The following is a 22,721-nucleotide window of genomic DNA, read 5'->3' on the forward strand; positions in this document are numbered from 1 at the left end:
TTAACCTAATTTTTTAAGAATCCAGTTTCCGTTTTCGAACACCACCGCGCGATCGCAGTCGAATTCGTCCTGATCGTTTTCATGCCCCGGCAAGGTTTGGATAACCACCTCGCCGGCCCTCCGCAACTCTGTAATCTTTTCTCTCAGCGCAGGCTCTGTTCCCCACGGTGCTCGTACAGCGCGCGTACGCTCCGCGCCCGGCATCAAGCGCGCCAGTTCCCGCAAGTCCATTGAAAACCCGGTTGCCGGTCGGGCACGACCGAATGCTTCGCCTACGTGGTCATAGCGACCGCCGCGTGCGACTGCATTTGGCAATCCCGGGACATAGGCGGCGAACATCACGCCGCTGTGGTAATGATATCCGCGCAAATCCGCCAGATCGACAGTGACGCTTGCGGCTCCCCCCTTATTGACCAGCAGCTCCAACTCATAGAGCGCCTGCGTGATCCCCGGCAAATCCGGCAATACCTGACGCGCACGAGAGATCGTCGATGCATCACCGTATAAGCCGGGCAGCGCCAGCAAGGCATCTCGCGTTATCGGCTCAAAATCTCGTGCAATCGCCCGCAGACCCGGTACGTCCTTGGACTCGAGGAGTCCGAACAATTCAGCTTCACACTTCCTCGCTTTTGCATCGTTGGCAACGATCGCGCGAAGTACGCCCACGTGACAGAGGTCCAGCCGCACCTGCGAAATACCGGCCAATTCCAGAGACGCGAGCGCCAGCTCCTGAATTTCCGCATCTGCCTCCAGGCCGGCATGTCCGTAGATTTCGGCACCGATTTGCAGCGGCTCTCTCGTTGCATGAAAACCCGACGGACGTGTATGCAGCACGCTTCCGGCGTAGCACAAGCGTGTCACCGAGGTCCGGTTCAGCAAGTGTGCATCGATGCGCGCCACCTGCGTCGTCATGTCAGCGCGGATGCCCATCGTCCGTCCGGATAGCTGATCAACCAGCTTGAAGATGCGCAGATCCATGTCCTGCCCCGTACCTGTCAACAACGACTCCAGGTATTCGAGCATCGGCGGCATCACCATCTCATAACCATACAGTCGGAAGTTGTCGAGCAACGCACGGCGCAATTCTTCAATCTTGCGCGCTTCGGACGGCAGGACATCGGCGATGTTTTCGGGAAGAAGCCAGTTTGGCATGACAGGGAAAGACTGCTTTAAGAGTAAAAATTGACAAGCGCCAAGCTTGCCAGTCCGCCGATCAGAGCAATCAAGCCCAGGAAGCGGATCTGGCCATCTGACAACTGAATTATGCGATCAAGGGTGTTGCGCCATCGCCTTGGAAAGAGAAAGGGAATGATACTCTCTAACAACAGCATCAATCCCATCGCCATTCCAAACGCAACGAGCCATGAAGTTTTCACGACACGTCCGTGTCATCTCTTGGCGCCGACTGGCGTACTCGCTCCCGAATTCCTGAAATACTTGAAGAACTCGGAATTGGGGTCAATCACCATCATGTCGTTGCGATTTTTGAAGCTTGCACGATAAGCTTCAAGACTGCGGTAGAACCTGTAAAACTCGGGATTCTGACCGAATGCCTGCGCATAAATCTGCGATGCTTTCGCATCACCGTCGCCCCGAACGTTTTCTGCGTCGCGATATGCTTCCGCCAGAATCACGGTACGTTGCCGATCGGCGTCTGCGCGAATCTTTTCGGACTCTGCCGCGCCGGTCGAACGCAACTCGTTTGCAACGCGTACGCGCTCGGCCTTCATCCGGTCATAGACGGAATTGTTGATCTGCTCGACGTAATCGACACGCTTCAAACGCACGTCGACGATCTCCACGCCGATCTGCTTGGCTTCGTCCATGACTTTTTTCTGAATCGCGCTCATCACTTTGCCGCGTTCACCCGATATCACTTCGCGAACTGTGCGCTTGGTGATCTCCTCGTTCAGTGCGGCCTTGATGACCTGCGACATGCGATCCTGCGCACGACGCTCGTCACCGGTAAAGCTGATGAAATACAAGCGGGGATCGACAATCCGCCACTTGACGTAGGCATCGACCAGGATGTTCTTCTTTTCAGCCGTAATAAAACGATCTGCCTCCGGGGTGTCGAGTGTCAGAATCCGCTTATCCAGAAATACAACGTTCTGGAACGGCGGCGGCAATTTGAAATGCAAACCCGGTTCACTAATCACCTTCTTGACTTCGCCGAGTGCGAACACAATCGCATACTGCCGCTGGTCGACGATAAACAAGGTGGACAGCAATATAAACAGGGCAATCAGCGCTGCAATGGAATAAGAGATAAGGCGGCTCATTATCTGGTCTCCCGGTCGCGGGATTCGCGTCCATCGCGGCTGCGTGAATCACGTTGCCTTTGTGTTTCCATTGATTGCAAGGGTTCGCCTGCCGATGGCGTCGAAGATGGTGGCGTCGCCTGCGCCGCCGGTCTGGCTGGCGCTTCTGCAGCGGACTGCGCCATGAGTTTATCCAAAGGCAGATAAAGAAGATTGCTGCCGCTCTTGCTGTCGATCATCACCTTGGTCGTATTCGAGAAAATCTGCTGCATCGTTTCCAGGTACATGCGGTCTCGGGTAACGGCGGGCGCCTTCTGGTATTCAACCAGAACCTGCTTGAAACGCGATGCGTCACCCTGAGCATTGGCAATTACGCGTGCGCGATACGCTTCCGCTTCCTGCTGCAAACGCGAAGCTGCTCCGCGCGCTCTCGGAATAACGTCGTTCGCATACGCCTGGCCTTCGTTTTTCTGCCGCTCGCGGTCCTGACCCGCCTTGACCGCGTCATCGAATGCCGCCTGTACCTGCTCCGGTGGTTGTACGGCTTGCATAGTGACGTTGGTGATGTGGACCCCTGCCTTGTAGCGGTCGGTGATCTGCTGCATCAACTGGCTAACGTCAAACGCGACCTTTTCGCGCCCTTCGTACAATACGAAGTCCATCTTACTGTGACCGACGATTTCTCGAATGGCGGTTTCAGCAATCTGTCGCACCAGTTCATCCTGGTCGCGGTTGTTGAACAACCACTCCGCGGCATTCTTGAGCTTGTATTGAACGGCGAACTGAATATCGATGATGTTCTCATCGTCAGTCAGCATCAACGACTCTTTCGCCTGCTTGTTCCTGACATTCGAACGATAGCCAACCTCGACTGTGCGCACCTGCGACACGTTGACGATTTCATGGCTTTGAATGGGATACGGCCAGCGCCAGTTGAAGCCGGCTGGTGTCATGTGGCTGTATTTGCCGAAGGTGAGAACCACGCCGGTCTGGCCTTCCTGCACGATAAAGAAGCCGCTGACTAGCCAGAGAAAGACAACGATCGCCGCGATCAGTCCAAAACCAATCCCGGCCCCTTTCACGTCGGGATTGAAGCCGCCGCCGTCGCCATCCCCACGGCCACCCTTGTTGCCGAATAAGCGGTTCAGGCGCTGGTTGAATTCACGCCATAATTGATCCAGATCAGGCGGACCGTCGTTCGGCCGCTTACCATCCTGATTTTGGCTCTGACCATTGTCTTGAGAACCACGCCCCCATCGAGGATCGTTCAGCGAAAATTTCAGGCCGATTTTTTTGATTAGAGGAATAGGCATTCTCTCGCTATCCGGCTTATGTTAATGGGTTGCAATGCTAGTTATTCTTGAAGCCCTCTCATACGGGCCTAGGTTCGCGCATCGTGCTGCTCCCGAACCGGTAGACGATCAAGACGCGCCACTGCATGTTCTTTCGCAAATTCAGCGATAGCTTCGCGAAGCAGATCAAGACCTGCACCGGTCTGGGCGCTTATGAAAACACGCCGGATTTTATCATATTCATCACGCTCCAAAGCCGGTTCCAGACCGGCCGAGTCAATCTTGTTCCAGATCAGAATCTGCGGAATATGATCGGCACCGATTTCGCTCAGAACCGAATTGACCTGTTCGATTTGTTCCATGCGTACCGGACTTGCCGCATCGACCACATGCAGCAGGAGATCGGCATGAATGGTCTCTTCCAGAGTCGCACGAAACGCCGCCACCAGCTGGTGAGGAAGTTCGCGAATGAAACCGACGGTGTCGGAGATGACGACATTCCCGGCCTCGCCCAGATATATCCGCCGCGAGGTTGTATCAAGCGTGGCAAATAACTGGTCGGCTGCGTAGGCTTGCGCCTTTGTGAGTGCATTGAACAGCGTTGACTTGCCCGCGTTCGTATAGCCGACCAATGACACCGAGAACGTGCTGTTGCGGCCGCGTGCCCGGCGCTGTGTCTCGCGCTGGCGCTGCAATTTATCCAGTCGCGTCCGTAATGCCTTGACACGGTCACCAAGCAGACGACGGTCTGTCTCGAGCTGGGTCTCGCCGGGACCGCGCAGGCCGATGCCGCCCTTTTGACGCTCCAAGTGAGTCCAACCCCGGATCAGACGTGTTGCGAGGTGCTGAAGCTGCGCGAGTTCAACCTGCACCTTGCCCTCGTGGCTCTTGGCACGCTGTGCAAAGATATCGAGAATCAGGCTGGTCCGATCGACAACCCGGATCTTCAGGTGGCGTTCCAGGTTACGCTGCTGAGCTGGAGACAGAGCATGGTTGAAGATGACAATATCAAGTCCATCGCGGGTGACGGCACCCGCGATTTCATCTGCCTTGCCGGAGCCGACAAATAGCGCGGCGTCCGGGCTCGATCGTTTTCCGGTGATTACTACGGCGGGTTGGGCCCCCGCCGATTTCGACAACAGGGACAATTCCTCAAGACTGGCAGCAAAGTCGCCTTTGCCGAAATCAACGCCGACTAAAGCAGCGCGCATAAAATGGGAGGACAGATCAACGATGTGTTATTCCGTGTCGGATTCAAGATTGAGATTGACGGCACGAGCCGGCACCACGGTTGAGATGGCGTGCTTGTAGACCATTTGCGTTACTGTATTACGCAGTAGAACGACATATTGATCAAAAGATTCGATGTGGCCTTGGAGCTTGATGCCATTAACAAGGTAGATCGAAACCGGTACGTGCTCTTTGCGTAAGGCGTTGAGGAAGGGGTCTTGTAACAGTTGCCCTTTATTGCTCATGACGGCTCCATTGTGTTGTTGTGATGTGGAGTTGGAGGCAACCTGATGGTTTTCAAGTGCCTCCTATACAGTGAATTACGAATGTAATCGATTTTTGCGTTTCGTGCCAAGCGTAAGTCTATTTTTCATGCTTGGCAAAAGGATTCTTACCCGAACGCAGTTCGATACGTAATGGAGTCCCGACCAACGAAAAAGTTTCGCGGAAGTGTTTTTCGAGATAGCGCTTGTAGTTGGCGTCGATCGCCTCGAGCGCATTGCCGTGAATGACGACGATCGGCGGATTTTGTCCGCCTTGGTGTGCATATCGCAGCTTGGGGCGAATCGAGCCTTTGCGACGCGGCTGCTGATGCTCGACGGCCTCGATCAGCGCGCGGGTAAGTTGCGGAGTCGATAATTTGGCCATGGCGGCGGCATAGGCTGCGTCGATCGACTTCATCAACGGTCCAATGCCGCTCCCTTTCAGCGCTGAAATAAAGTGAAATTTTGCAAAAAACAAGAAACTCAGCTTGCGCTCGATATCCATCTTGATCTCGTCGCGCTTGTCCGCTTCCAGGCCATCCCATTTATTGATGCCGACCACCAGCGCTCGTCCCGATTCAAGTACGAAGCCGGCAATATGGGCGTCCTGCTCCGAAATATCTTGCTGCGCATCAAGTAACAGCAAGACCACGTTGGCTTCGGAAATCGATTGCAGCGTCTTGACGACCGAGAATTTTTCGATCGCCTCAAACACTTTTCCTCGCCGACGAATGCCGGCCGTGTCGATCAGTGTGTAATGCTTGCCTTCTCGTTCAAACGGGATCTCGATCGAATCGCGCGTCGTGCCTGGCATGTCGAACGCGATGACACGGTCCTCGCCCAACAGCGTATTAATCAATGTAGACTTGCCAACGTTGGGTCGGCCGACGATCGCTATCTTGATGCCTCTGGGGCCGGTTTCAACGGCCTCTTCGACCTCCGAGCGCTGCCCGAATGCGATATCGAGCGATTCGTTGACCAGATCGACCACACCGTCACCATGTGCGGCGGAAATCACATACGGATCACCAAGTCCGAGCTCATAGAAGTCGGCGGTGACCGAGGTGTACTTCATGCCCTCGGCCTTGTTCACGACAAGCATGACCGGACGGCCGGATTTCCGCAAAAAATCGGTGATCGTTTTGTCGTGTGGCGTCAATCCTTGTCGACCGTCCACAATGAATATCACCACGTCCGCTTCCGCCACAGCCTGCTTGGTCTGCTTGGCCATCTCGAACATGATGCCTTCCTTGGCGACCGGCTCGAAACCGCCGGTGTCGATCACGAGAAACGGACGTTCGCCGACGCGGCCTTCGCCGTAGTGCCGGTCGCGGGTTAATCCTGGTAGATCGGCGACCAATGCATCGCGCGACCGGGTAAGCCGGTTGAACAATGTGGATTTACCGACGTTCGGTCGGCCTACTAATGCAATAACCGGCTTCATTAATTTCTTATTCCGTTGCTAATGCAACGACTGTTCCTGATTGTGTTTGAAAAATTGCGGTCTTGCCGGATACGGGTATGGCCGACATGACGGGGCTGCCGTCACCGTTGAAACGTGCAAGCAGCGCTCCGTCCTCACGGGAGAGGAAGTGGATATACCCTTCACCATCGCCTACCGCAACCGCCGGACCTACAGGAACCGGCGTCGACAGGCGTCTGTTTGCCAGCTTGTTGTTGCGCCACGCACCCGATCCCGTATCGCGCGAAAACGCCGTAATGACACCCCCTTCGTCTGCAGCATAGACAAATCGCTCATCCACTGCCACGCCGACATCGCTCGACAATTCCTTGGCCCAACGGGTCGCCCCGGTAGCCGCGTCAAAACATGCGACACGGCCTTGATAGGCCACTGCGCAGACATCCCGTCCCGCCACCACCGGAGATCCTGAAAGGTCCGCAATGCGCTCCAGTTCCGTCGTGCCTCGCGGATCGCCCACTGCCACTTCCCAACGCGGACCACCGTTCGAAAGAGACAAGGCGGCCAATCTTCCGCCGGGCAGTGCGACATAGGCCGTCGTTCCCGAAATCACGATGCCGGGAGCGGTACGCAAAGTCAGGGGCGGAGACGTACGTTGTGCCACCCAGCGCCGGGCTCCGGTCTCCGCATCATATGCGGCTATACGGTTATCAACACTACGCACCACGACGAGCCCTTGGCCGACTGCGGGAGCGGACAGGATTTCACTGGATGCCTGCACCTTCCAGCGCGGTTTCCCATCACCATCGAAGGCCATCAACATGCCCTTCTCAGCACCTACGGCCACGGTGTAACCGTCACTGCCGACTCCAGCTGTCAACGGTACTCCAGCGTTGATCCGCCAAAGCATGCGGCCAGTAGCCGCATCTGCCCGGATGACCGTACCGTCCGTCGAGGCGGCAAAGACACTTTCATTGGCAAGCGCAGGAGAAAACACGAATGCTCCCGCACGCCCGACCGACGCCGACCAGGCGGTGCGAACGGCCAAGGTCTGTTTGAAGTCGACCAGAGGCGCCGGCGGATTCTTTGGCGCAGGCTTGCTGGAAAACGGATTCCACGAAGCACAGCCGGTCAGAACAGCAATCACCGCGACGTACGTTAGCTTTTCAGCAATACGCATTTCTTCCCCTTTTATTGGTCAAGCCGCAGCTTTAGCGGACGCATCACCGATTGCATCCAGTTTCAATTGAATCAGCTGGCGTGCCGGATTCTTGTTGTCGGTCTTATCAAGCGCCAGCTTGTAGGCACCGCGCGCATCATCCATTTTTCCCTGCGCGGCCAGTATGTCGCCCTTGCGATCGGCTACGGCGCCAGCGAACTGCTCGGGGAAGTCGCCGGAAAGCGCCTTCAGCGCCTCTTCATAGGCTTTCTCGTCAAGCAAGACGCCCGCAAGGCGAATTTTCGCAATTGCCTTGTATTCATCGGTACCGTGATCAATGACCCATTGCAGCTGCGTCTTGGCTCCCTTCAAATCATTCACGTCGAATGCACTCTTGGCAGCAAATAGTGCAGCCATTTGCGCATAGGCGCTGCTGCCGAACTTGGAAGTGATATCGGTTGCGGCACGTTGCACCTTGGCGTTATCGTTGGCGGATACCGCTTTTTGCAACTCTTCGTAAAGCTGCCCGGCCTGCGACGCCTGGCTGCGCTGATAATAGTTCCAGCCGGTCCATCCGGCGTAGGCGGCCAGTGCGATGATCAGCAGCCAAGTCACCAGATTTCCGTATTGATTCCACCATGCCTTGAGGCTGGCTAACTGTTCTTGCTCTTCGAGATCGTATGCCATGATGTTCTAATGCTTTAGTGATGATGGTGGTGATTCGGATCGTTGCACTCGTCCCCGCAGGTAATCTGAGCGATCAGATAATCCGGGACAGACTCAAATGGTACCTCGGTCTGGTTGTGCTCGACATTTTCGACGCGCATGGCCTTGACGTTTGCGACGCCTTTGGCGACTTCGTCGTCACCAATAATGACAGCGAAGCTTGCGCCGCTCGCATCGGCCCGTTTCATTTGCGACTTGAAGCTGCCGCCACCGCTAGCTGTTGCACAATTAAGGACAACGTCCAGCCCGGCGTCGCGCAAGCGCTCCGCAACGACAAATGCCTGCAGTTGCGCAGCCTCGCCCTGATGCACGACGTAGACGTCGCATTGATTGGGTGCAAACTGCTCGCCATTCGCCTTCATCAGTTCCAGCAAACGCTCGACGCCGATTGCGAAGCCGCACGCGGGAGTTGGCTTGCCGCCGAACATTTCAACCAATGGATCGTAACGGCCGCCGCCACAGACTGTTCCCTGCGAACCGAGCTGATCGGTGACCCATTCGAACACGGTTCGGTTGTAGTAGTCCATTCCACGCACCAGACGGGTATTGATGGTGAACGGAATGCTGTTGTGACGCAGTATCTTCTGCACGCCCTCAAAGTGCGCGCGCGACTCTTCACCCAGATAGTCGAGCAGCTTCGGCGCTGCATTGACCATCTCCTGCATCACAGGATTTTTGGTATCGAGAATGCGCAAAGGGTTGGAATGCAGGCGACGCTGCGCATCGGCATCAAGCAACTCTTTATGCTGTTCGAAGTAGGCAACCAGATCGGCGCGATGACGATTGCGCTCGTCGGCATTGCCGATCGAATTCAGTTCGAGTCTGATGTTCTGCAAGCCGAGGTCATCCCAGAGACGCTGGCACAGCATGATCAGTTCCGCGTCGATATCCGGCCCGGCAAAGCCGAGCGCCTCGGCACCGACCTGATGAAACTGGCGATAACGGCCACGCTGCGGCTTCTCGTGGCGGAACATCGGCCCGGCATACCACAAGCGCTTTGGCCCATCGTAGGTCAGATTGTGCTCGAGCGCCGCACGCACCACGCCGGCGGTACTCTCCGGGCGCAAGGTCAAGGGATCGCCGTTCATGGAATCGACGAAAGAATACATTTCCTTTTCGACGATATCCGTCACTGCGCCGAGGCCACGCGCAAACAGTGCGGTCGGCTCGACGATAGGCGTGCGTATCTGCTGGAAGCCATAACTCTTCAACACGGATTGAACGGTGTTTTCGAACAGTTCCCACAATGGCGCGTCGGCTGGCAGGATGTCGTTCATCCCCTTTACACCGACTATTTTTTCCGCTTTCTTGTTTTCTGACATGCTCTTTGAATTTAATGTGCAGTTCGACTAAATCTAGCCCTGAACCGCTTCTTTTCCATAACGGGTTTTGACGTAATCCAGCACAATCGCCTGGAACTCTTCGGCAATGCGTTCGCCACGCAAGGTGATCTTCTTTTCGCCGTCGACAAAAACGGGGGCTGCCGGCGACTCTCCCGTGCCCGGCAGGCTGATGCCGATGTTTGCATGCTTGGATTCGCCGGGACCGTTCACGATGCATCCCATGACGGCGACGTTCATGTTCTCGACGCCGGGATACTGCTTTTTCCAGACCGGCATCTGGTCGCGCAGATAGGTCTGAATCTTGTCGGCCAATTCCTGGAACACCGTGGACGTCGTGCGCCCGCAGCCCGGACAGGCGATAACCATCGGCGCAAATTTGCGCAGCCCCATGGTTTGCAGGATTTCCTGCGCGACCACCACTTCCTTCGTACGGTCGCCACCCGGTTCCGGCGTCAGCGAGATGCGAATGGTATCGCCGATTCCTTCCTGCAGAAGCACTGACAATGCAGCAGTCGATGCCACGATGCCCTTGCTGCCCATGCCCGCCTCGGTCAATCCGAGATGCAGCGGATAATCGCTGCGCCTTGCAAGCTCTCGATATACCGCGATCAAGTCCTGGACGCCGGACACTTTGCATGACAGGATGATCTTGTCGCCCGGGAGGCCGAGTTCCTCGGCGCGCTGCGCGTTCTCGATCGCGGACGTAACCAGTGCCTCATACATCACCGACTGCGCGTCCCAGGGCTGCGCACGCTGCGCATTTTCATCCATGATACGTGCCAGCAAAGCCTGATCGAGACTGCCCCAATTCACACCGATGCGCACCGGTTTATCGTACTTGCAAGCCACCTCGATCATCTGGGCGAACTGGGTGTCGCGCTTGGCGCCCTGCCCGACATTTCCAGGGTTGATCCGGTACTTGGACAGCGCCTGCGCGCAATCAGGAAAATCGAGTAGCAGCTTGTGCCCGTTATAGTGAAAATCACCAACCAGCGGAACATCCACGCCCATCTTGTCGAGCTGTTCCCGGATCTCAACGACCGCTGCGGCGGCTTCCGGATTGTTCACCGTGATACGAACCAATTCGGATCCGGCACGCGCCAGGTCCTTGACCTGAATCGCAGTGGCGATGGCATCCGCTGTATCTGTATTGGTCATCGACTGAACAACCACAGGCGCGCGACCGCCGACAACGACTTGCCGCTGGCCGTAGCGAACCGTCACGCTGCGATTTTGTCGGCGTGACAATGGTCCGGATTCAATGGGAAGATTCGCTAGTGCCATTGCTATCTTTACTTAAGGTTTAATCGGGCTACATTGCCGCGACCGGCCTTCAGTGTCAAAGGTGTCCCACGCAGGCTGGCCTCGACACCCGAGGCGTTTCCGATCACAACCGAAACCGGCTCCGTGACTTCAACCGTCTCTGTTTCTCCTGCTTTAACAAGGCCCGAGAGGACAACATCATTGTTTGACTTGCGCCTGATTTCAATCCACGAGTCCTCGCGTACCTTGAACTGCAGCGTGTCCTTGCCAGCGCCTGCCGGAACTTCAGCCGCACTTGGAGTGGCTGGGGCCGGGTTGGCGGGCGCGCTCAGCGCTGGAACGCTATTCGTCGCGGCAGGCGCCTGTTCCGGTGCGGGTGCTGTATTAGCAGTTGGCGCATTGGCTTCTGCCGGCTGTGCAGCAAGCTCTGCCGGTTTCGCCGGAACCTCGGCAGCATTTGGCGTTGGCATCGCTTCAACCTTTGCCTCTGAAGGCATTGGCTTCGATGGCCCGCTGGCGTCGCCTCTCCACTGCGTGGCCCAAATCGCCACACCGACCAGGATGACCAGCAGCAGGCCGACAACCCATTTCGATGAGAGCCCAGGGCGTTCTACCATGGAAGGCAGACGCTTTTCCGAAAATGGCGTCGAAAGAGTCTTGCGCGGCGTGATCGGCTCGTGGGCAAGAACCGTTTCGCCACCGAGCGTTGCCAGCAACGGCGTCGGATCGATCTTCAGCAGCTTTGCATATGCACGAATAAAGCCGCGCACAATCGGCATGCCCGGCAAGGCGGGATAGTCGTCGCTTTCAATGGCCACGATCTGCCTCGGAGCAAGGTTGAGCTGACTCGCCACCTGCTCAATCGTCCATCCGCGCTCCGTGCGGTAGGCAGCCAGCTGGACACCCGGTGATGTCATTTGCGGCTCGGACGCCGGCGGCTGACCTTCTCCCTGACCGCCATTCGCGGCCGGAGAATCGTTCACTCCTGGCTCACTCATCAAAAGCTCCACGTTGATACGCAGCGAATTCCGCAGAACCAGCGTGCCGACGACGCAACTGCGTGGCAAGGCTGGATTCCGCCATCTTGTCACCAAGCTTGTGTTCGATCTTGATTGCAAGCCACAACACGTCCGCAGTCATCACCTCGGCCTTCATCACGCGGCCGATATAGAAACGTGCACGCTCATAGTCGCCTCGATCGTAATGAAGTTTGGCAAGATTGGCATTGGTGGACGGATTGGCTGGATCGTACTGAAAAGCTCGCGTGAAATATCGCTCGGCCGCCGCATTGTCTTTCAGTTTCAGACTGCATATACCTGCATTGTTCAGTGCTTTCGCCGGCGACTGGTAAGCGTGACTCTTCAGAGCGGCCTCGAAATAAGCGATCGACTGCTTTTCCTTGCCGTTCTGGCAAAGATACCAACCGTAATTATTGTTGACGTCGGGCGAATTGGGAGCAAGTCTCAGCGCTTGCTGGAAATTATCTTCCGCCAGACGATTCTCGCCCATATCCATGTATATCAACGCCCGCATGCCATAGGCTTCCGCGAATTCGGGATCGGCCTGCAGCGCCTGCTTGATCTCATCCAGCGCAACCGGCAACTGGCGCTGCTGGTAATAACCCACGGCCAGTTGCAGGCGGATGCGCGCGCGCCTCTGATTGTCGGTCTGATCGGAACTGGTCGGCAATTCGCCTTGCGAACCGGCAGTAGGGTTCGATCCGCAAGCCGTGAACAGAATGGCCGACGCGATGAGGGGAAGAATCCGGGTCAAGACGCTTTTTTTGATCACCTGGGTACCTCTATGATGCGGCCAAAATCCTTGCCGAACTTTTTCTGGTATTCCGCCATTTTCTGCATGCGCTCCTGCACCTTGGTACGGTCCTGCACCTCGCCGGCCAATTGACCGCAGGCGGCGTCGATGTCGTCGCCGCGCGTCTTTCGAATGGTGGTGACAACACCGGCATCCATCAGTATCTGCGCGAACGCTTTGATGCGCGCGTTGTTCGAGCGTCTCAACCCGGACTCCGGGAACGGGTTGAATGGAATCAGGTTGAATTTGCAAGGGACGGACTCGGCGCCGTTCTGAACCAGCGACACCAGTTCGCGCGCGTGCGCGTCACTATCGTTGACGCCGTCCAGCATGCAATACTCAAAGGTAATGAAGTCCCGAGGCGCATAGTCAAGATAACGACGGCACGCAGCCATCAGTTCGGCCAGCGGGTATTTTTTGTTCAAGGGTACCAAGCCGTCACGCAGTGCATCATTGGATGCATGGAGCGATACAGCTAATGCAACCGGGCATTCCTGCGATAGCTTGTCGATCATCGGCACCACACCGCTGGTCGATACCGTAACACGGCGGCGCGAGAGACCATACGCGTTATCGTCCAGCATCAGCTTGAGCGCCGTGACCGTCGGCTCGAAGTTCAGCAGCGGCTCGCCCATGCCCATCATTACAACGTTGGTGATCTGGCGCTCGCCTTTCGGACCCGGCTCGATGCCCTTACTCTTGCGAAGTTCGAATTCGGCCATCCACAGCTGGCCGATGATTTCACCTACGGTGAGGTTGCGACTGAAGCCCTGCTTGCCGGTCGAGCAAAAGCGGCAATTGACCGCGCATCCAGCCTGCGTCGATACGCAAAGCGTGCCACGGTTTTCTTCGGGGATGAATACGGTTTCAACGGCATTGCCCTGGCCGACGTCCAAGAGCCACTTGCGAGTGCCGTCAGCTGAGGTATGGTCGCTGATCGCCGCCGGCGCGGCAATCGTTGCACGCGTCTTGAGCTTGTCGCGCAACGATTTGGCCAGGTCGGTCATCGCGTCGAAATCGCTGGCGCCGAATTGATGGATCCAGCGCTGCAACTGCTTCGCGCGAAACGGCTTCTCCCCCAACTCGGCACAGTAAGCGACAAGTTGCGCGGGATCGAGATCCAGCAAATTGGTGAGAGCCGTCATAGTTGTATTTCATAGCGCCGTTCATCCTTGAAGTAACAGTCTCATCAAGGCGAACGACATTTCAATTAACGAGAGTAAACGTTCAGGGCCGGGAAGAAATAGCCGATTTCCACCTTGGCGGTTTCCGGCGCATCGGAGCCGTGCACGGCATTGGCGTCGATCGAGTCGGCGAAGTCAGCGCGGATCGTGCCCTTGTCTGCCTTCTTCGGATCGGTTGCACCCATCAGTTCACGGTTTTTCGCAATTGCGTTTTCGCCTTCCAGCACCTGGATCATGACGGGACCCGAAACCATGAAATCGACCAGATCCTTGAAGAACGGGCGCTCACGGTGGACGGCGTAGAAACCCTCCGCTTCGGCGCGGGACAGTTGCGCCATGCGCGCAGCGACAATCTTGAGGCCAGCGTTTTCGAAACGGGCGTAAATCTGGCCGATTACGTTCTTTGCAACGGCGTCCGGTTTGATGATCGACAGGGTGCGTTCGATTGCCATCTGTAAAAACTCCAATAAAAAGAAAGGGTTAAGATTAATAATTGAGGATTCAACTAACCTTCTATTGTAGCATGAAACCCCTTCCCGAAGAGCTGTCAAGGCAGCAACACCGCGCCTTGCCCAGAACTTCGCGCCGCTATGAACTATCCTAGCTTGTATGGGTGCGTGTTATGCTTTCGCCACCTTGTTCCGCATGACATCAAACGGAGGCAATAGCATGGATCAACATCTGCAACAAACTTACGGCGCATCGAGCGAAGCGCTTCTTGTGCGCAACCGCGTGCTGCGCAATACCTACTGGCTACTCGCAATTTCCATGATTCCGACGGTGCTGGGTGCATGGCTGGGCGTACAGATCAAGTTTTCGTTCTTCTCTGGCAGCCCTGCCCTCGGATTCATGGCTTTTCTGGCAATTGCGTTCGGATTCTTCTATGCCATCGAGAAAACCAAGAACTCGGGCTTGGGCGTCGCAATTTTGCTCGGCTTTACGTTCTTCATGGGCCTGATGCTGTCGCGCCTGGTCGGACTGGTACTCGGCTTTTCGAATGGCGCATCGCTGATCATGACCGCGTTCGGCGGTACGGCAGTCATTTTCGGCGGCATGGCGACAATCGCCACAGTTTCCAAGCGTGATTTTTCCGGTTTGGGGAAATGGCTTTTCGCCGGTGTCCTTGTAATTCTGGTAGCGGCGCTCGCAAATGCGTTTCTGCAAATTCCCGCACTATTTCTCGTGATCTCGGTGTTGGCTATTGCGATCTTTTCTGCCTACATCTTGTTCGATGTGCAGCAGATCATCAATGGCGGAGAAACCAACTACATCACGGCCACACTGGCGATCTATCTTGACGTCTACAATATCTTCAGCAACTTGCTGGCATTGCTGGGCATATTCGGCGGCGAACGAGATTAAAACCTCCGGAACGAAAAAAAAAGCCGATCTGAAGATCGGCTTTTTTTTGCCGGAAAGAAGTCAGTGCGGAAGCTCGAACACGGCAATCGATTCTACATGTGCCGTGTGCGGGAACATGTTGACCACGCCCGCCTGGCGTAGAACGTAGCCACCCTGATGCACCAGGAAGCCCGCGTCTCGCGCCAGCGTCGACGGATTGCACGACACGTAAACGATCCTTGCCGGACGCATTTCCGGCTGTTTTTCCCCGAGTCCGACAATTGCCTGACAAACGGCAATGGCTCCTTCGCGCGGCGGATCGATCAGCATCCGGTCGAATTTGCCAAGCGCGGCGAAATCATCCACGGTGGCTTCAAAAAGATTACGGCACAAGAAGATCGTCTTGTTCGCCAATCCATTCGCCTGCGCATTTTCCAGTGCGCGCTCCGTCAGGGCCGTGCTGCCCTCGATCCCCACAACTTCTCGCGCCTGGGTTGCGATTGGCAAGGTGAAATTTCCGAGCCCGCAGAACAGATCGGCGAGGCGTTCATTCGGCTGAACATCCAGCAAGCGCAAGGCTTTCGCCACCAGTACGCGATTGATATGATGATTCACCTGCGTGAAATCGGTCGGCTTGAACGGCATCTTCACGCCGAACTCCGGCAATAAATAATGCAGCTGCACATCGGTCGGGTAAAACGGATAGACGGTATCCGGCCCCTTCGGCTGCAACCACCATTGAACACGATGCTCATCAGCAAACGCCTTCAGCTTTGCCTGATCGTCGATCGTCAAGGGTGCCATGATCCGAAGAACCAGTGCCGTCACGTCTTCCCCAACGGCGAGCTCGATCTGCGGCATCTGATCGAAAATACTCAGCGATTCGATCAGCCTGCGTAAAGGCACCAGCATAGCAGACACGTGAGGCGGCAGAATTTCGCAGGTTTTCATATCGGCGATATAGGAAGATTTCCTTTCATGGAAACCGACCAGTACGCCGCCTTTTTTCTGCACATTGCGGACAGACAGGCGCGCGCGATAGCGATAGCCCCAAGTCGGACCGTAAATCGGCCGCATCATCGTCTCGGCTCGTACTTTTCCGATGTGCCACAGATTGTCTTCGAGTACACGCTGCTTGATCGCCACTTGAGCGGACGGCTCCAGATGCTGCATGGCGCAGCCGCCGCAGGTACCGAAATACACGCACTTCGGTTTGACGCGCAGGGAGGACTCGCGGTGCAATTCGGTCAGTGTCGCCGCCTCCCATTTCGGCTTCCTCCGGAATGACTGGTAGCTGACACGCTCGCCCGGCAACGCACCTTCCACGAAGATGACCTTCCCGGGTGTGCCATCCTCGTTCTGCACATGGCCGACACCCCGACCTTCCATGTCAAGGGATTCGATATCGATGATGTTGTGCTGCATAAGACTGTATTGAATTGCCGGGTCAGTAAGACCCGATTGGTAAAAAAGCCGGAAGCGCAGGAGTCAGTTCACTCTACCATGCAGCCAGATATTCCTTCCAGTGAGAGCCGTCGAGTGCCGCCAGCGTCGACCTGACCAGCGAAACTTCCTCTTGGTAATCTGCTTGGGTCATGTGACCACGCATGAGCTGAAACCGGCAGTACACCAGGTAGGTATTGACCACATCGGTCTCGCAGTAGTCCCGAATCTCATTCAGGCGACCTTCCTGGAATAATGTCCAGACCTGTGAACCGTCCACTCCGAGCTTGCCGGGGAAGCCGCACAGCTTTGCGAGATCGTCCAGGGGTGCGTTTGCGCGTCCGGTATAGAGCGCAAGGAGGTCCATCAAATCCAGGTGACGCGTGTGGTAGCGACTCAGGTAGTTGTTCCACTTGAAGTCGCGATCCTCATCGCCCATCTCCCAATAACGGGGGGCTGTCACTCCATTGACCATGGCGCGATAATGCAGTACCGGCAAATCGAAGCCACCGCCATTCCACGAGACTAACTGCGGGGTGTATTTGTCGATGATGCGAAAAAAGTCATATACCAGTTTCGGTTCCTGATCTTCCAGGGTTCCAAGCGAACGCACGCGGAAGCCTTCGTTGTCGCGGAAAACGCAAGAGATCGCCGCAACGCGATGCAAATGATGTTGCAGGAATTCAGTGCCGCTCTTCTCGCGCCGGGCGGTAAAGGCGGCAGCGGCCACCTCTGTATCGCTCATGGAAGCCGGATAATTGTTCAGCACGCGCAAACCAGCTACATCGGGAATAGTCTCGATGTCGAACACCAATACCGGAATCACAGCAATGCATCCTTGCCGACACCGCGTGCCGTCAGTGCGCGCTTGAGCTTCACCAATGCTTCCTGCTGAATCTGCCGCACGCGCTCACGCGTCACGCTCATCTCGGCCGCCAGCTCCTCGAGTGTAGCCGGATCGTCATTATCGAGACCAAAGCGACGGATGATGACGATGCGCTGCTTGTCGGGAAGCTTCTTCAACCAATCACGCACCAGAATGGTCATTTCGTGCTGTTCGGCGCGCGAATCGGGCCCGTCATCCAGATCGCCAGGCAACATGTCCATCAAGCTTGCCTGCGGATCGTTGTCGAGCGGCGCGTCGAGCGAGGTTGCATGTTCGGACAGGGCCAGGATGTCCTGCACGTCTTCCACCGGCCTGTCCACAAGGTGTGCGATATCTTCGGCGGTCGCATCCTTTCCGTCATGGTGCTGCGCTTCCAGGTGGTATTTCGCACGCAGGATCTGATTCAGTTCGCGCACCATGTGAACTGGCAGGCGCACCGTGCGTGCCTGATTCATGATCGCGCGCTCGATGCTTTGGCGGATCCACCAGGTGGCGTAGGTAGAAAAGCGAAAACCGCGTTCCGGTTCGAACTTATCGATGGCGCGCATCAACCCGAGATTACCCTCTTCGATGAGGTCGAGCAGCACGACGCCACGATTGATGTAGTGCTTGGCAATCGAGACAACCAGACGCAGATTGTGCTCGATCATCTTCTGGCGCGCCTCGAAATTACCCTGCTTGGCCAGCGTGGCGAAGTGGATTTCCTCTTCCACCGACAAGAGCGGGCGAGCGCCGATTTGATTCAGATAATGTTGCGTGGTATCGGTGGAAAGTTCGGCGGCAAGAACCGTCTTCAACTCCTCCACCGGATCAACCACTGCTGCAGGCGTACCTTCGCCACGTTCCGCTGTATCAGCCTCTTCATTCAATCCGGCGTCTGCTTCTTCGGTGGCATTCAAGGGCATGCCGTCCGCGAGCTCGTCCGGAATGGATTCGTCATCGATGGGATCGTGGGGATTGCGGCTCATTTAGCGGCTTGGCAGAAATTTTGAAGGATCGACCGGCTTCCCTTGCTGGCGAATTTCGAAATGCAGTTTTACTTCATCGGCGTCGGAATTTCCCATTTCCGCAATCTTTTGCCCTTTGCTCACACTTTGATCCTCTTTTACGAAGATGGTTTTGTTGTGCGCATAAGCCGAGAGCAAATTGTTGGAATGTTTGACAATAACGAGATTGCCATATCCACGAATACCGCTGCCAGCATACAGTACTTTGCCTGATCCCGCCGCTAATACCGGTTGCCCCATCTTGCCGGCAATATCGATGCCACGCTTGCCATCACCGAAGCCTGCAATGATTTTGCCATCCGCCGGCCAGATCCAGGAGATGTTTTCATCATCAGGAACCGCTGCGGTGGTCGTGTCCGGTGCCTTTTCGACATGCTTCGACGGCTCGGCTTTCGATGCGGTTGATGTGCTTGCGCTCGCAGTATCCGGTTTTTGCAATTCCGCCAGCGCGCCTTCCGAGTATGCGCGCTTGTCGCCACGTGGCCCCGATTTGTGTGCTGCCGAATTGGCACTGGCCGACGAGGACGGAGGCAATGGGCGCACCTCAACGCCGGAAGACGTGGCAACGGGTGCGGTCTGCGCACCGCCCTCGGGCGGCAACACGCGCAGTTGCTGATCGACTTTGATATCGTTCGGGTTGGCAAGATTGTTCCAGGCGACCAGATCGCGATAGTTTTGACCAAAGTCGAGTGCAATTTGAATCAGTGTATCGCCTTTTTTCACAACGTAGTAACCGCGGCTGTCGGCTTGCTTCGGGGCCGTCGCCTGACCGTTTGTCCGCGGCGGTTCTACCGCTTTCGTTCCCGGAATGGTGCGCTCCACTACCGGAGCGGTGTGATGCGGCGCAGTGCTGCATGCGGTGATCAAGAGTGGCAAGACTGCCAGGAATACGAAACGTGCTTTGTTCATTCTCATACATTTAACCATTGGGCGGCAGCATCTCGACTATCGGATTGACCCGATCCGGAATTAGACGACACCGGGGCGCAGTGGAACGAAATGGCAATCTTCGAGGGTGGTGTTCGTCCATTCGAACTTGCCGGTTCGTTCGATAAGCTGCAGGACCTGGTGACGCCCGCCTACAGGGGCTACCAGCCTGCCGCCGATACTCATTTGATCCAACAGGGTTTGCGGCACTTCCAAACCAGCGGCCGCCAGAATAATACCGTCGAATGGCGCTGCCTTCGGAAGCCCAAGCATACCATCTCCATACTGCAATCGGATATTCGCAATTCGCAGCGGCCGAAGGTTGGTTTTGGCCAGTTCGTGCAGGGGTTTGATGCGTTCGATTGAATACACCTCGTTGGCGACCAGCGACAATACGGCGGCCTGATAGCCGCAACCGGTGCCGATTTCAAGCACCTTGTCGAGCTTCCCGCCATTCGCGTTGTTGCGCATGACCTCGATCATTCGCGCCACGATATAAGGCTGCGAAATCGTTTGATGATGGCCGATCGGCAAGGACGCATCGATATAGGCCTGGCTTGCGAGACCCGATTGCACGAATAAATGACGAGGTACGGCTTCCATTGCGGCCAAGACCTTGCCATCCCTGACACCCTGTTTCGCAACGCGCGCCACCATGGCAAGGCGTACGGCATCGGAAACCAGCGGCGTCGGCCGCGACGATCCGGGCGGCACCGGCTGATTTCGGATGGCGGACCTGGCCTGAAGCTCGGCACTCTCGGCGGTTCTGGCCACAGTATTTTGGACGGCATTTTGCGTGGCCGTTTGAGGCGTGGCAATTCTGATGGAAGATCCGCCCCCCATGTGCGTCGACTTTTGGGATTTTTCAACGACAGAAGACAAAGACAACGGGAAGCGCTTGTCCTTACCGCTCATAGCAGCCCTTTCTTGAGCACATCCAGTTGCCTGGCGTGGGTCAGGTCAATCTGCAACGGGGTAACCGAGACGAACCCATTTGCCACTGCATGAAAATCAGTTCCCTCGCCCGCATCTTTTGCTTTGCCTGCAGGGCCGATCCAGAAAGTTTCCCGTCCGTGCGGATCCAGGGTCTTGATCACGGCTTCGGATTCATGCCGCTTGCCGAGACGAGTCGCCTTGAGCCCCTTGATCTGTTCATAGGGCATGTTAGGAATGTTTACATTCAATAAATAGGGCATTTGCAGCATGTCCAGTTTGCGCTCGACGAACTCACGCGCGATTCGCGCTGCTACGTCGACATGCGCCCATCCTTTTTCGACCTGTGAAAAGGCGATCGCAGGAATACCGAACAGGTAACCTTCGGTCGCTGCAGCGACTGTGCCGGAGTATAAGGTGTCATCCCCCATGTTTTGCCCCTGGTTGATCCCCGAAACAATCAGATCGGGCTTGAAGGCAAAACCACCGGTCAATGCCACGTGAACGCAATCCGATGGCGTTCCGTTCACAAAATAGAATCCGTTATCGGCGCAGAACACCAAGAGCGGGCGATCTAGCGTCAGCGAATTCGAACTTCCGGAGCGATTGCTATCAGGGGCAACGACAACGATCTCCGCAATCGGCTTCAGCGCCTCAGCCAAAGCGATAATTCCCGGCGCAAGATAGCCATCGTCGTTACTGATAAGAATTTTCATAAACGAATTTTAACCGAAGCAATCTGGGCTTCCCCTGAGGTTATTGACATTTTGCGGCATAAGCCTAAAATAAAACGACCGTTCTTTTTTATAGACCATAAGCAAACATACAAGGAGACACAATGAAAGCAATCCTCTGCAAATCCTGGGGCCTGCCTGACACACTGGTTGTAGAGGATTTGCCGGACGTCGTGCCGGGCGCCGGCCAGGTCGCCATCGATGTGCAGGCCGCCGGCGTCAACTTTCCGGATGTATTGATCATCCAGGGCAAATACCAGTTCAAGCCCGAACTCCCCTTTACGCCCGGCAGCGAATTGGCAGGCGTCGTCCGCGCCGTCGGCGACGGCGTGACGCATTTCAAAGTCGGGGACAAGGTATTGGCCTTTGTCAGTCAGGGCGCCTTTGCGCAACAAATCACGGCGTCCGAGAAAGTCGTCATGCCGATGCCGTCCGGGCTCGACTTCGACACCGCCGCCGCGATTACGCTCACCTATGGCACATCGCATCATGCAGTCGTCGACCGTGCCCAGCTCAAGGCCGGTGAGACCATGCTCGTGCTGGGCGCCGCTGGCGGCGTCGGACTGGCAGCAATTGAAATCGGCAAGGCACTCGGCGCACGTGTAATCGCCGCAGCGTCGTCTGATGAAAAACTCGCCATCTGCAAAGAACATGGAGCAGATGCGACCATCAACTACAGTACGGAAGACCTGCGCGAAGCAGTCAAGGCTGCGACCGACGGCAAGGGACCGGACGTGATCTACGATCCGGTCGGCGGCATCTATGCCGAGCCGGCGTTCCGCTCCATCGCATGGCGCGGCCGCTATCTGGTCATCGGTTTTGCCAACGGTGAAATCCCGAAACTGCCGTTGAACCTACCTCTGCTGAAAGGCGCATCCCTGGTCGGCGTGTTCTGGGGTGAATTCGCCCGGCGCGAACCAAAGGCCAATCAGGCGGCCATGCGAGAACTGCTGGGATGGATGGCGGAAGGGAAAATCAAGCCGCACATTTCGGGACGTTATGCACTGGCGGATACGCCGCGCGCACTCAATGACATGGCTGCCCGCAAGGTCACGGGCAAAGTGGTCATTCAACCGCAGAAGTAAACCGGCCCTCGACGCTCTCCTGCCCGGCTAACACGGACGGGAGAGCCCTAATACTACTGCGTCATTAGCTGGGAAAGCGGGCGCTGACATGGTTTTCAGGAGGTTGCATAAAGTCATTGCTTTACCTCAGTTCAAAGCGGTGGGGGATTTTTCATTAAGCGGCGGCGTCTCATTGCTTGTTGATGCGCGGGAGCCGTGAGATGAAGGCGGATGATTTTGAGGAATATCTGGATTACCTGGCACCGGCGCTGGCGCATGCGGACCGGGTGAGCGGACTGAAAGATTACTGTGCCGGGTTGATGCTGCCGCTGGAGCGCAAGAGCGTCGAGCCGTTGGCAGCCCATCTTGACCCGCTGCACGTGAGTGCCAAACACCAGTCGTTGTTGCACTTCATTGGGCAGTCGGCGTGGTC

At 56.3% G+C, this 22,721-nt stretch carries 24 protein-coding genes; 3 read left to right on the plus strand and 21 right to left on the minus strand.

Annotation, left to right across the window (positions count from 1 at the left end; genetic code table 11):
- From VJ651_RS11055 to ndk, 15 genes are all read right to left on the minus strand, one after another.
- Window positions 1–1,152 (minus strand): ATP phosphoribosyltransferase regulatory subunit, encoded by a 1,152-nt coding sequence (locus tag VJ651_RS11055; protein WP_324107506.1) that lies wholly within the window; start codon window positions 1,150–1,152, stop codon window positions 1–3.
- A 17-nt stretch (window positions 1,153–1,169) separates the two neighbouring features.
- Window positions 1,170–1,376 carry a DUF2065 domain-containing protein gene (locus tag VJ651_RS11060; protein WP_324107507.1) on the minus strand — a complete coding sequence of 69 codons (207 nt, stop codon included), beginning with the start codon at window positions 1,374–1,376 and terminating at the stop codon, window positions 1,170–1,172.
- Window positions 1,377–1,388: 12 nt separating this feature from the next.
- Entirely contained in the window at window positions 1,389–2,282 is an 894-nt protein-coding gene (hflC, locus tag VJ651_RS11065; protein ID WP_324107508.1) for a protease modulator HflC, read from the minus strand.
- Window positions 2,282–3,574 carry an FtsH protease activity modulator HflK gene (hflK, locus tag VJ651_RS11070; RefSeq protein ID WP_324107509.1) on the minus strand — a complete coding sequence of 431 codons (1,293 nt, stop codon included), beginning with the start codon at window positions 3,572–3,574 and terminating at the stop codon, window positions 2,282–2,284. The genes hflC and hflK overlap by 1 nt, the downstream gene beginning before the upstream one ends.
- A gap of 68 nt (window positions 3,575–3,642) precedes the next feature.
- Complete coding sequence (gene hflX / locus VJ651_RS11075; RefSeq protein ID WP_324107510.1) at window positions 3,643–4,764, minus strand: GTPase HflX; 1,122 nt, start codon at window positions 4,762–4,764, stop codon at window positions 3,643–3,645.
- Window positions 4,765–4,791: 27 nt separating this feature from the next.
- Window positions 4,792–5,028, minus strand: a complete 237-nt coding sequence (hfq, locus tag VJ651_RS11080) for an RNA chaperone Hfq (protein ID WP_324107511.1) — start codon at window positions 5,026–5,028, stop codon at window positions 4,792–4,794.
- 118 nt (window positions 5,029–5,146) lie between these two features.
- The gene (der, locus tag VJ651_RS11085; protein ID WP_324107512.1) at window positions 5,147–6,490 is read right to left on the minus strand and encodes a ribosome biogenesis GTPase Der; all 1,344 of its coding nucleotides are present in this window, start codon (window positions 6,488–6,490) and stop codon (window positions 5,147–5,149) included.
- Between the two features lie 7 nt (window positions 6,491–6,497).
- Window positions 6,498–7,646, minus strand: coding sequence for an outer membrane protein assembly factor BamB (bamB, locus tag VJ651_RS11090; protein WP_324107513.1), 1,149 nt, complete (start codon window positions 7,644–7,646; stop codon window positions 6,498–6,500).
- A gap of 18 nt (window positions 7,647–7,664) precedes the next feature.
- Window positions 7,665–8,312, minus strand: coding sequence for a tetratricopeptide repeat protein (locus tag VJ651_RS11095; RefSeq protein ID WP_324107514.1), 648 nt, complete (start codon window positions 8,310–8,312; stop codon window positions 7,665–7,667).
- A gap of 14 nt (window positions 8,313–8,326) precedes the next feature.
- A complete protein-coding gene (hisS, locus tag VJ651_RS11100) occupies window positions 8,327–9,673 on the minus strand; it encodes a histidine--tRNA ligase (protein WP_324107515.1) in 1,347 nt (448 codons plus the stop codon).
- Window positions 9,674–9,706: 33 nt separating this feature from the next.
- Window positions 9,707–10,978 carry a flavodoxin-dependent (E)-4-hydroxy-3-methylbut-2-enyl-diphosphate synthase gene (gene ispG, locus VJ651_RS11105; protein ID WP_324107516.1) on the minus strand — a complete coding sequence of 424 codons (1,272 nt, stop codon included), beginning with the start codon at window positions 10,976–10,978 and terminating at the stop codon, window positions 9,707–9,709.
- An 8-nt stretch (window positions 10,979–10,986) separates the two neighbouring features.
- Entirely contained in the window at window positions 10,987–12,024 is a 1,038-nt protein-coding gene (locus VJ651_RS11110) for a helix-turn-helix domain-containing protein (RefSeq protein ID WP_324107517.1), read from the minus strand.
- Window positions 11,948–12,748, minus strand: coding sequence for a type IV pilus biogenesis/stability protein PilW (gene pilW, locus VJ651_RS11115; protein WP_414691335.1), 801 nt, complete (start codon window positions 12,746–12,748; stop codon window positions 11,948–11,950). Before pilW ends, VJ651_RS11110 begins: the two co-directional genes overlap by 77 nt.
- On the minus strand, window positions 12,745–13,914 hold the full coding sequence (gene rlmN, locus VJ651_RS11120; protein WP_324107518.1) for a 23S rRNA (adenine(2503)-C(2))-methyltransferase RlmN: 1,170 nt from the start codon (window positions 13,912–13,914) through the stop codon (window positions 12,745–12,747). The genes pilW and rlmN overlap by 4 nt, the downstream gene beginning before the upstream one ends.
- A 65-nt stretch (window positions 13,915–13,979) precedes the next feature.
- On the minus strand, window positions 13,980–14,405 hold the full coding sequence (ndk, locus tag VJ651_RS11125; protein WP_136418228.1) for a nucleoside-diphosphate kinase: 426 nt from the start codon (window positions 14,403–14,405) through the stop codon (window positions 13,980–13,982).
- 217 nt (window positions 14,406–14,622) lie between these two features.
- On the opposite strand from ndk, the gene VJ651_RS11130 reads away from it, so the two are divergent.
- Window positions 14,623–15,315, plus strand: coding sequence for a Bax inhibitor-1/YccA family protein (locus tag VJ651_RS11130; protein ID WP_324107519.1), 693 nt, complete (start codon window positions 14,623–14,625; stop codon window positions 15,313–15,315).
- Between the two features lie 60 nt (window positions 15,316–15,375).
- On the opposite strand, the gene rlmD is transcribed toward VJ651_RS11130, so the two are convergent.
- From rlmD to surE, 6 genes are all read right to left on the minus strand, one after another.
- Complete coding sequence (gene rlmD, locus VJ651_RS11135) at window positions 15,376–16,719, minus strand: 23S rRNA (uracil(1939)-C(5))-methyltransferase RlmD (RefSeq protein ID WP_324107520.1); 1,344 nt, start codon at window positions 16,717–16,719, stop codon at window positions 15,376–15,378.
- A 73-nt stretch (window positions 16,720–16,792) separates the two neighbouring features.
- Entirely contained in the window at window positions 16,793–17,563 is a 771-nt protein-coding gene (locus VJ651_RS11140) for a 3'-5' exonuclease (RefSeq protein ID WP_324107521.1), read from the minus strand.
- Entirely contained in the window at window positions 17,560–18,591 is a 1,032-nt protein-coding gene (gene rpoS, locus VJ651_RS11145) for an RNA polymerase sigma factor RpoS (RefSeq protein ID WP_324107522.1), read from the minus strand. The genes VJ651_RS11140 and rpoS overlap by 4 nt, the downstream gene beginning before the upstream one ends.
- Window positions 18,592–19,539: a peptidoglycan DD-metalloendopeptidase family protein gene (locus VJ651_RS11150; RefSeq protein WP_414691336.1), complete on the minus strand. Its 948-nt coding sequence runs from the start codon at window positions 19,537–19,539 to the stop codon at window positions 18,592–18,594.
- Between the two features lie 60 nt (window positions 19,540–19,599).
- Complete coding sequence (locus tag VJ651_RS11155) at window positions 19,600–20,472, minus strand: protein-L-isoaspartate(D-aspartate) O-methyltransferase (RefSeq protein WP_324107524.1); 873 nt, start codon at window positions 20,470–20,472, stop codon at window positions 19,600–19,602.
- Window positions 20,469–21,206: a 5'/3'-nucleotidase SurE gene (surE, locus tag VJ651_RS11160; protein ID WP_324107525.1), complete on the minus strand. Its 738-nt coding sequence runs from the start codon at window positions 21,204–21,206 to the stop codon at window positions 20,469–20,471. Before surE ends, VJ651_RS11155 begins: the two co-directional genes overlap by 4 nt.
- A 122-nt stretch (window positions 21,207–21,328) precedes the next feature.
- Here surE and VJ651_RS11165 point away from each other — a divergent pair, with 122 nt between their 5' ends.
- Both VJ651_RS11165 and VJ651_RS11170 read left to right on the plus strand, forming a co-directional pair.
- On the plus strand, window positions 21,329–22,309 hold the full coding sequence (locus VJ651_RS11165; protein ID WP_324107526.1) for an NADPH:quinone oxidoreductase family protein: 981 nt from the start codon (window positions 21,329–21,331) through the stop codon (window positions 22,307–22,309).
- Window positions 22,310–22,509: 200 nt separating this feature from the next.
- On the plus strand, window positions 22,510–22,721 hold a 212-nt coding region (locus tag VJ651_RS11170), incomplete at its 3' end, for a transposase (RefSeq protein WP_324107527.1).

Source organism: Noviherbaspirillum sp., from assembly GCF_035254865.1.
Taxonomy (GTDB): Bacteria; Pseudomonadota; Gammaproteobacteria; order Burkholderiales; family Burkholderiaceae_D; genus Noviherbaspirillum.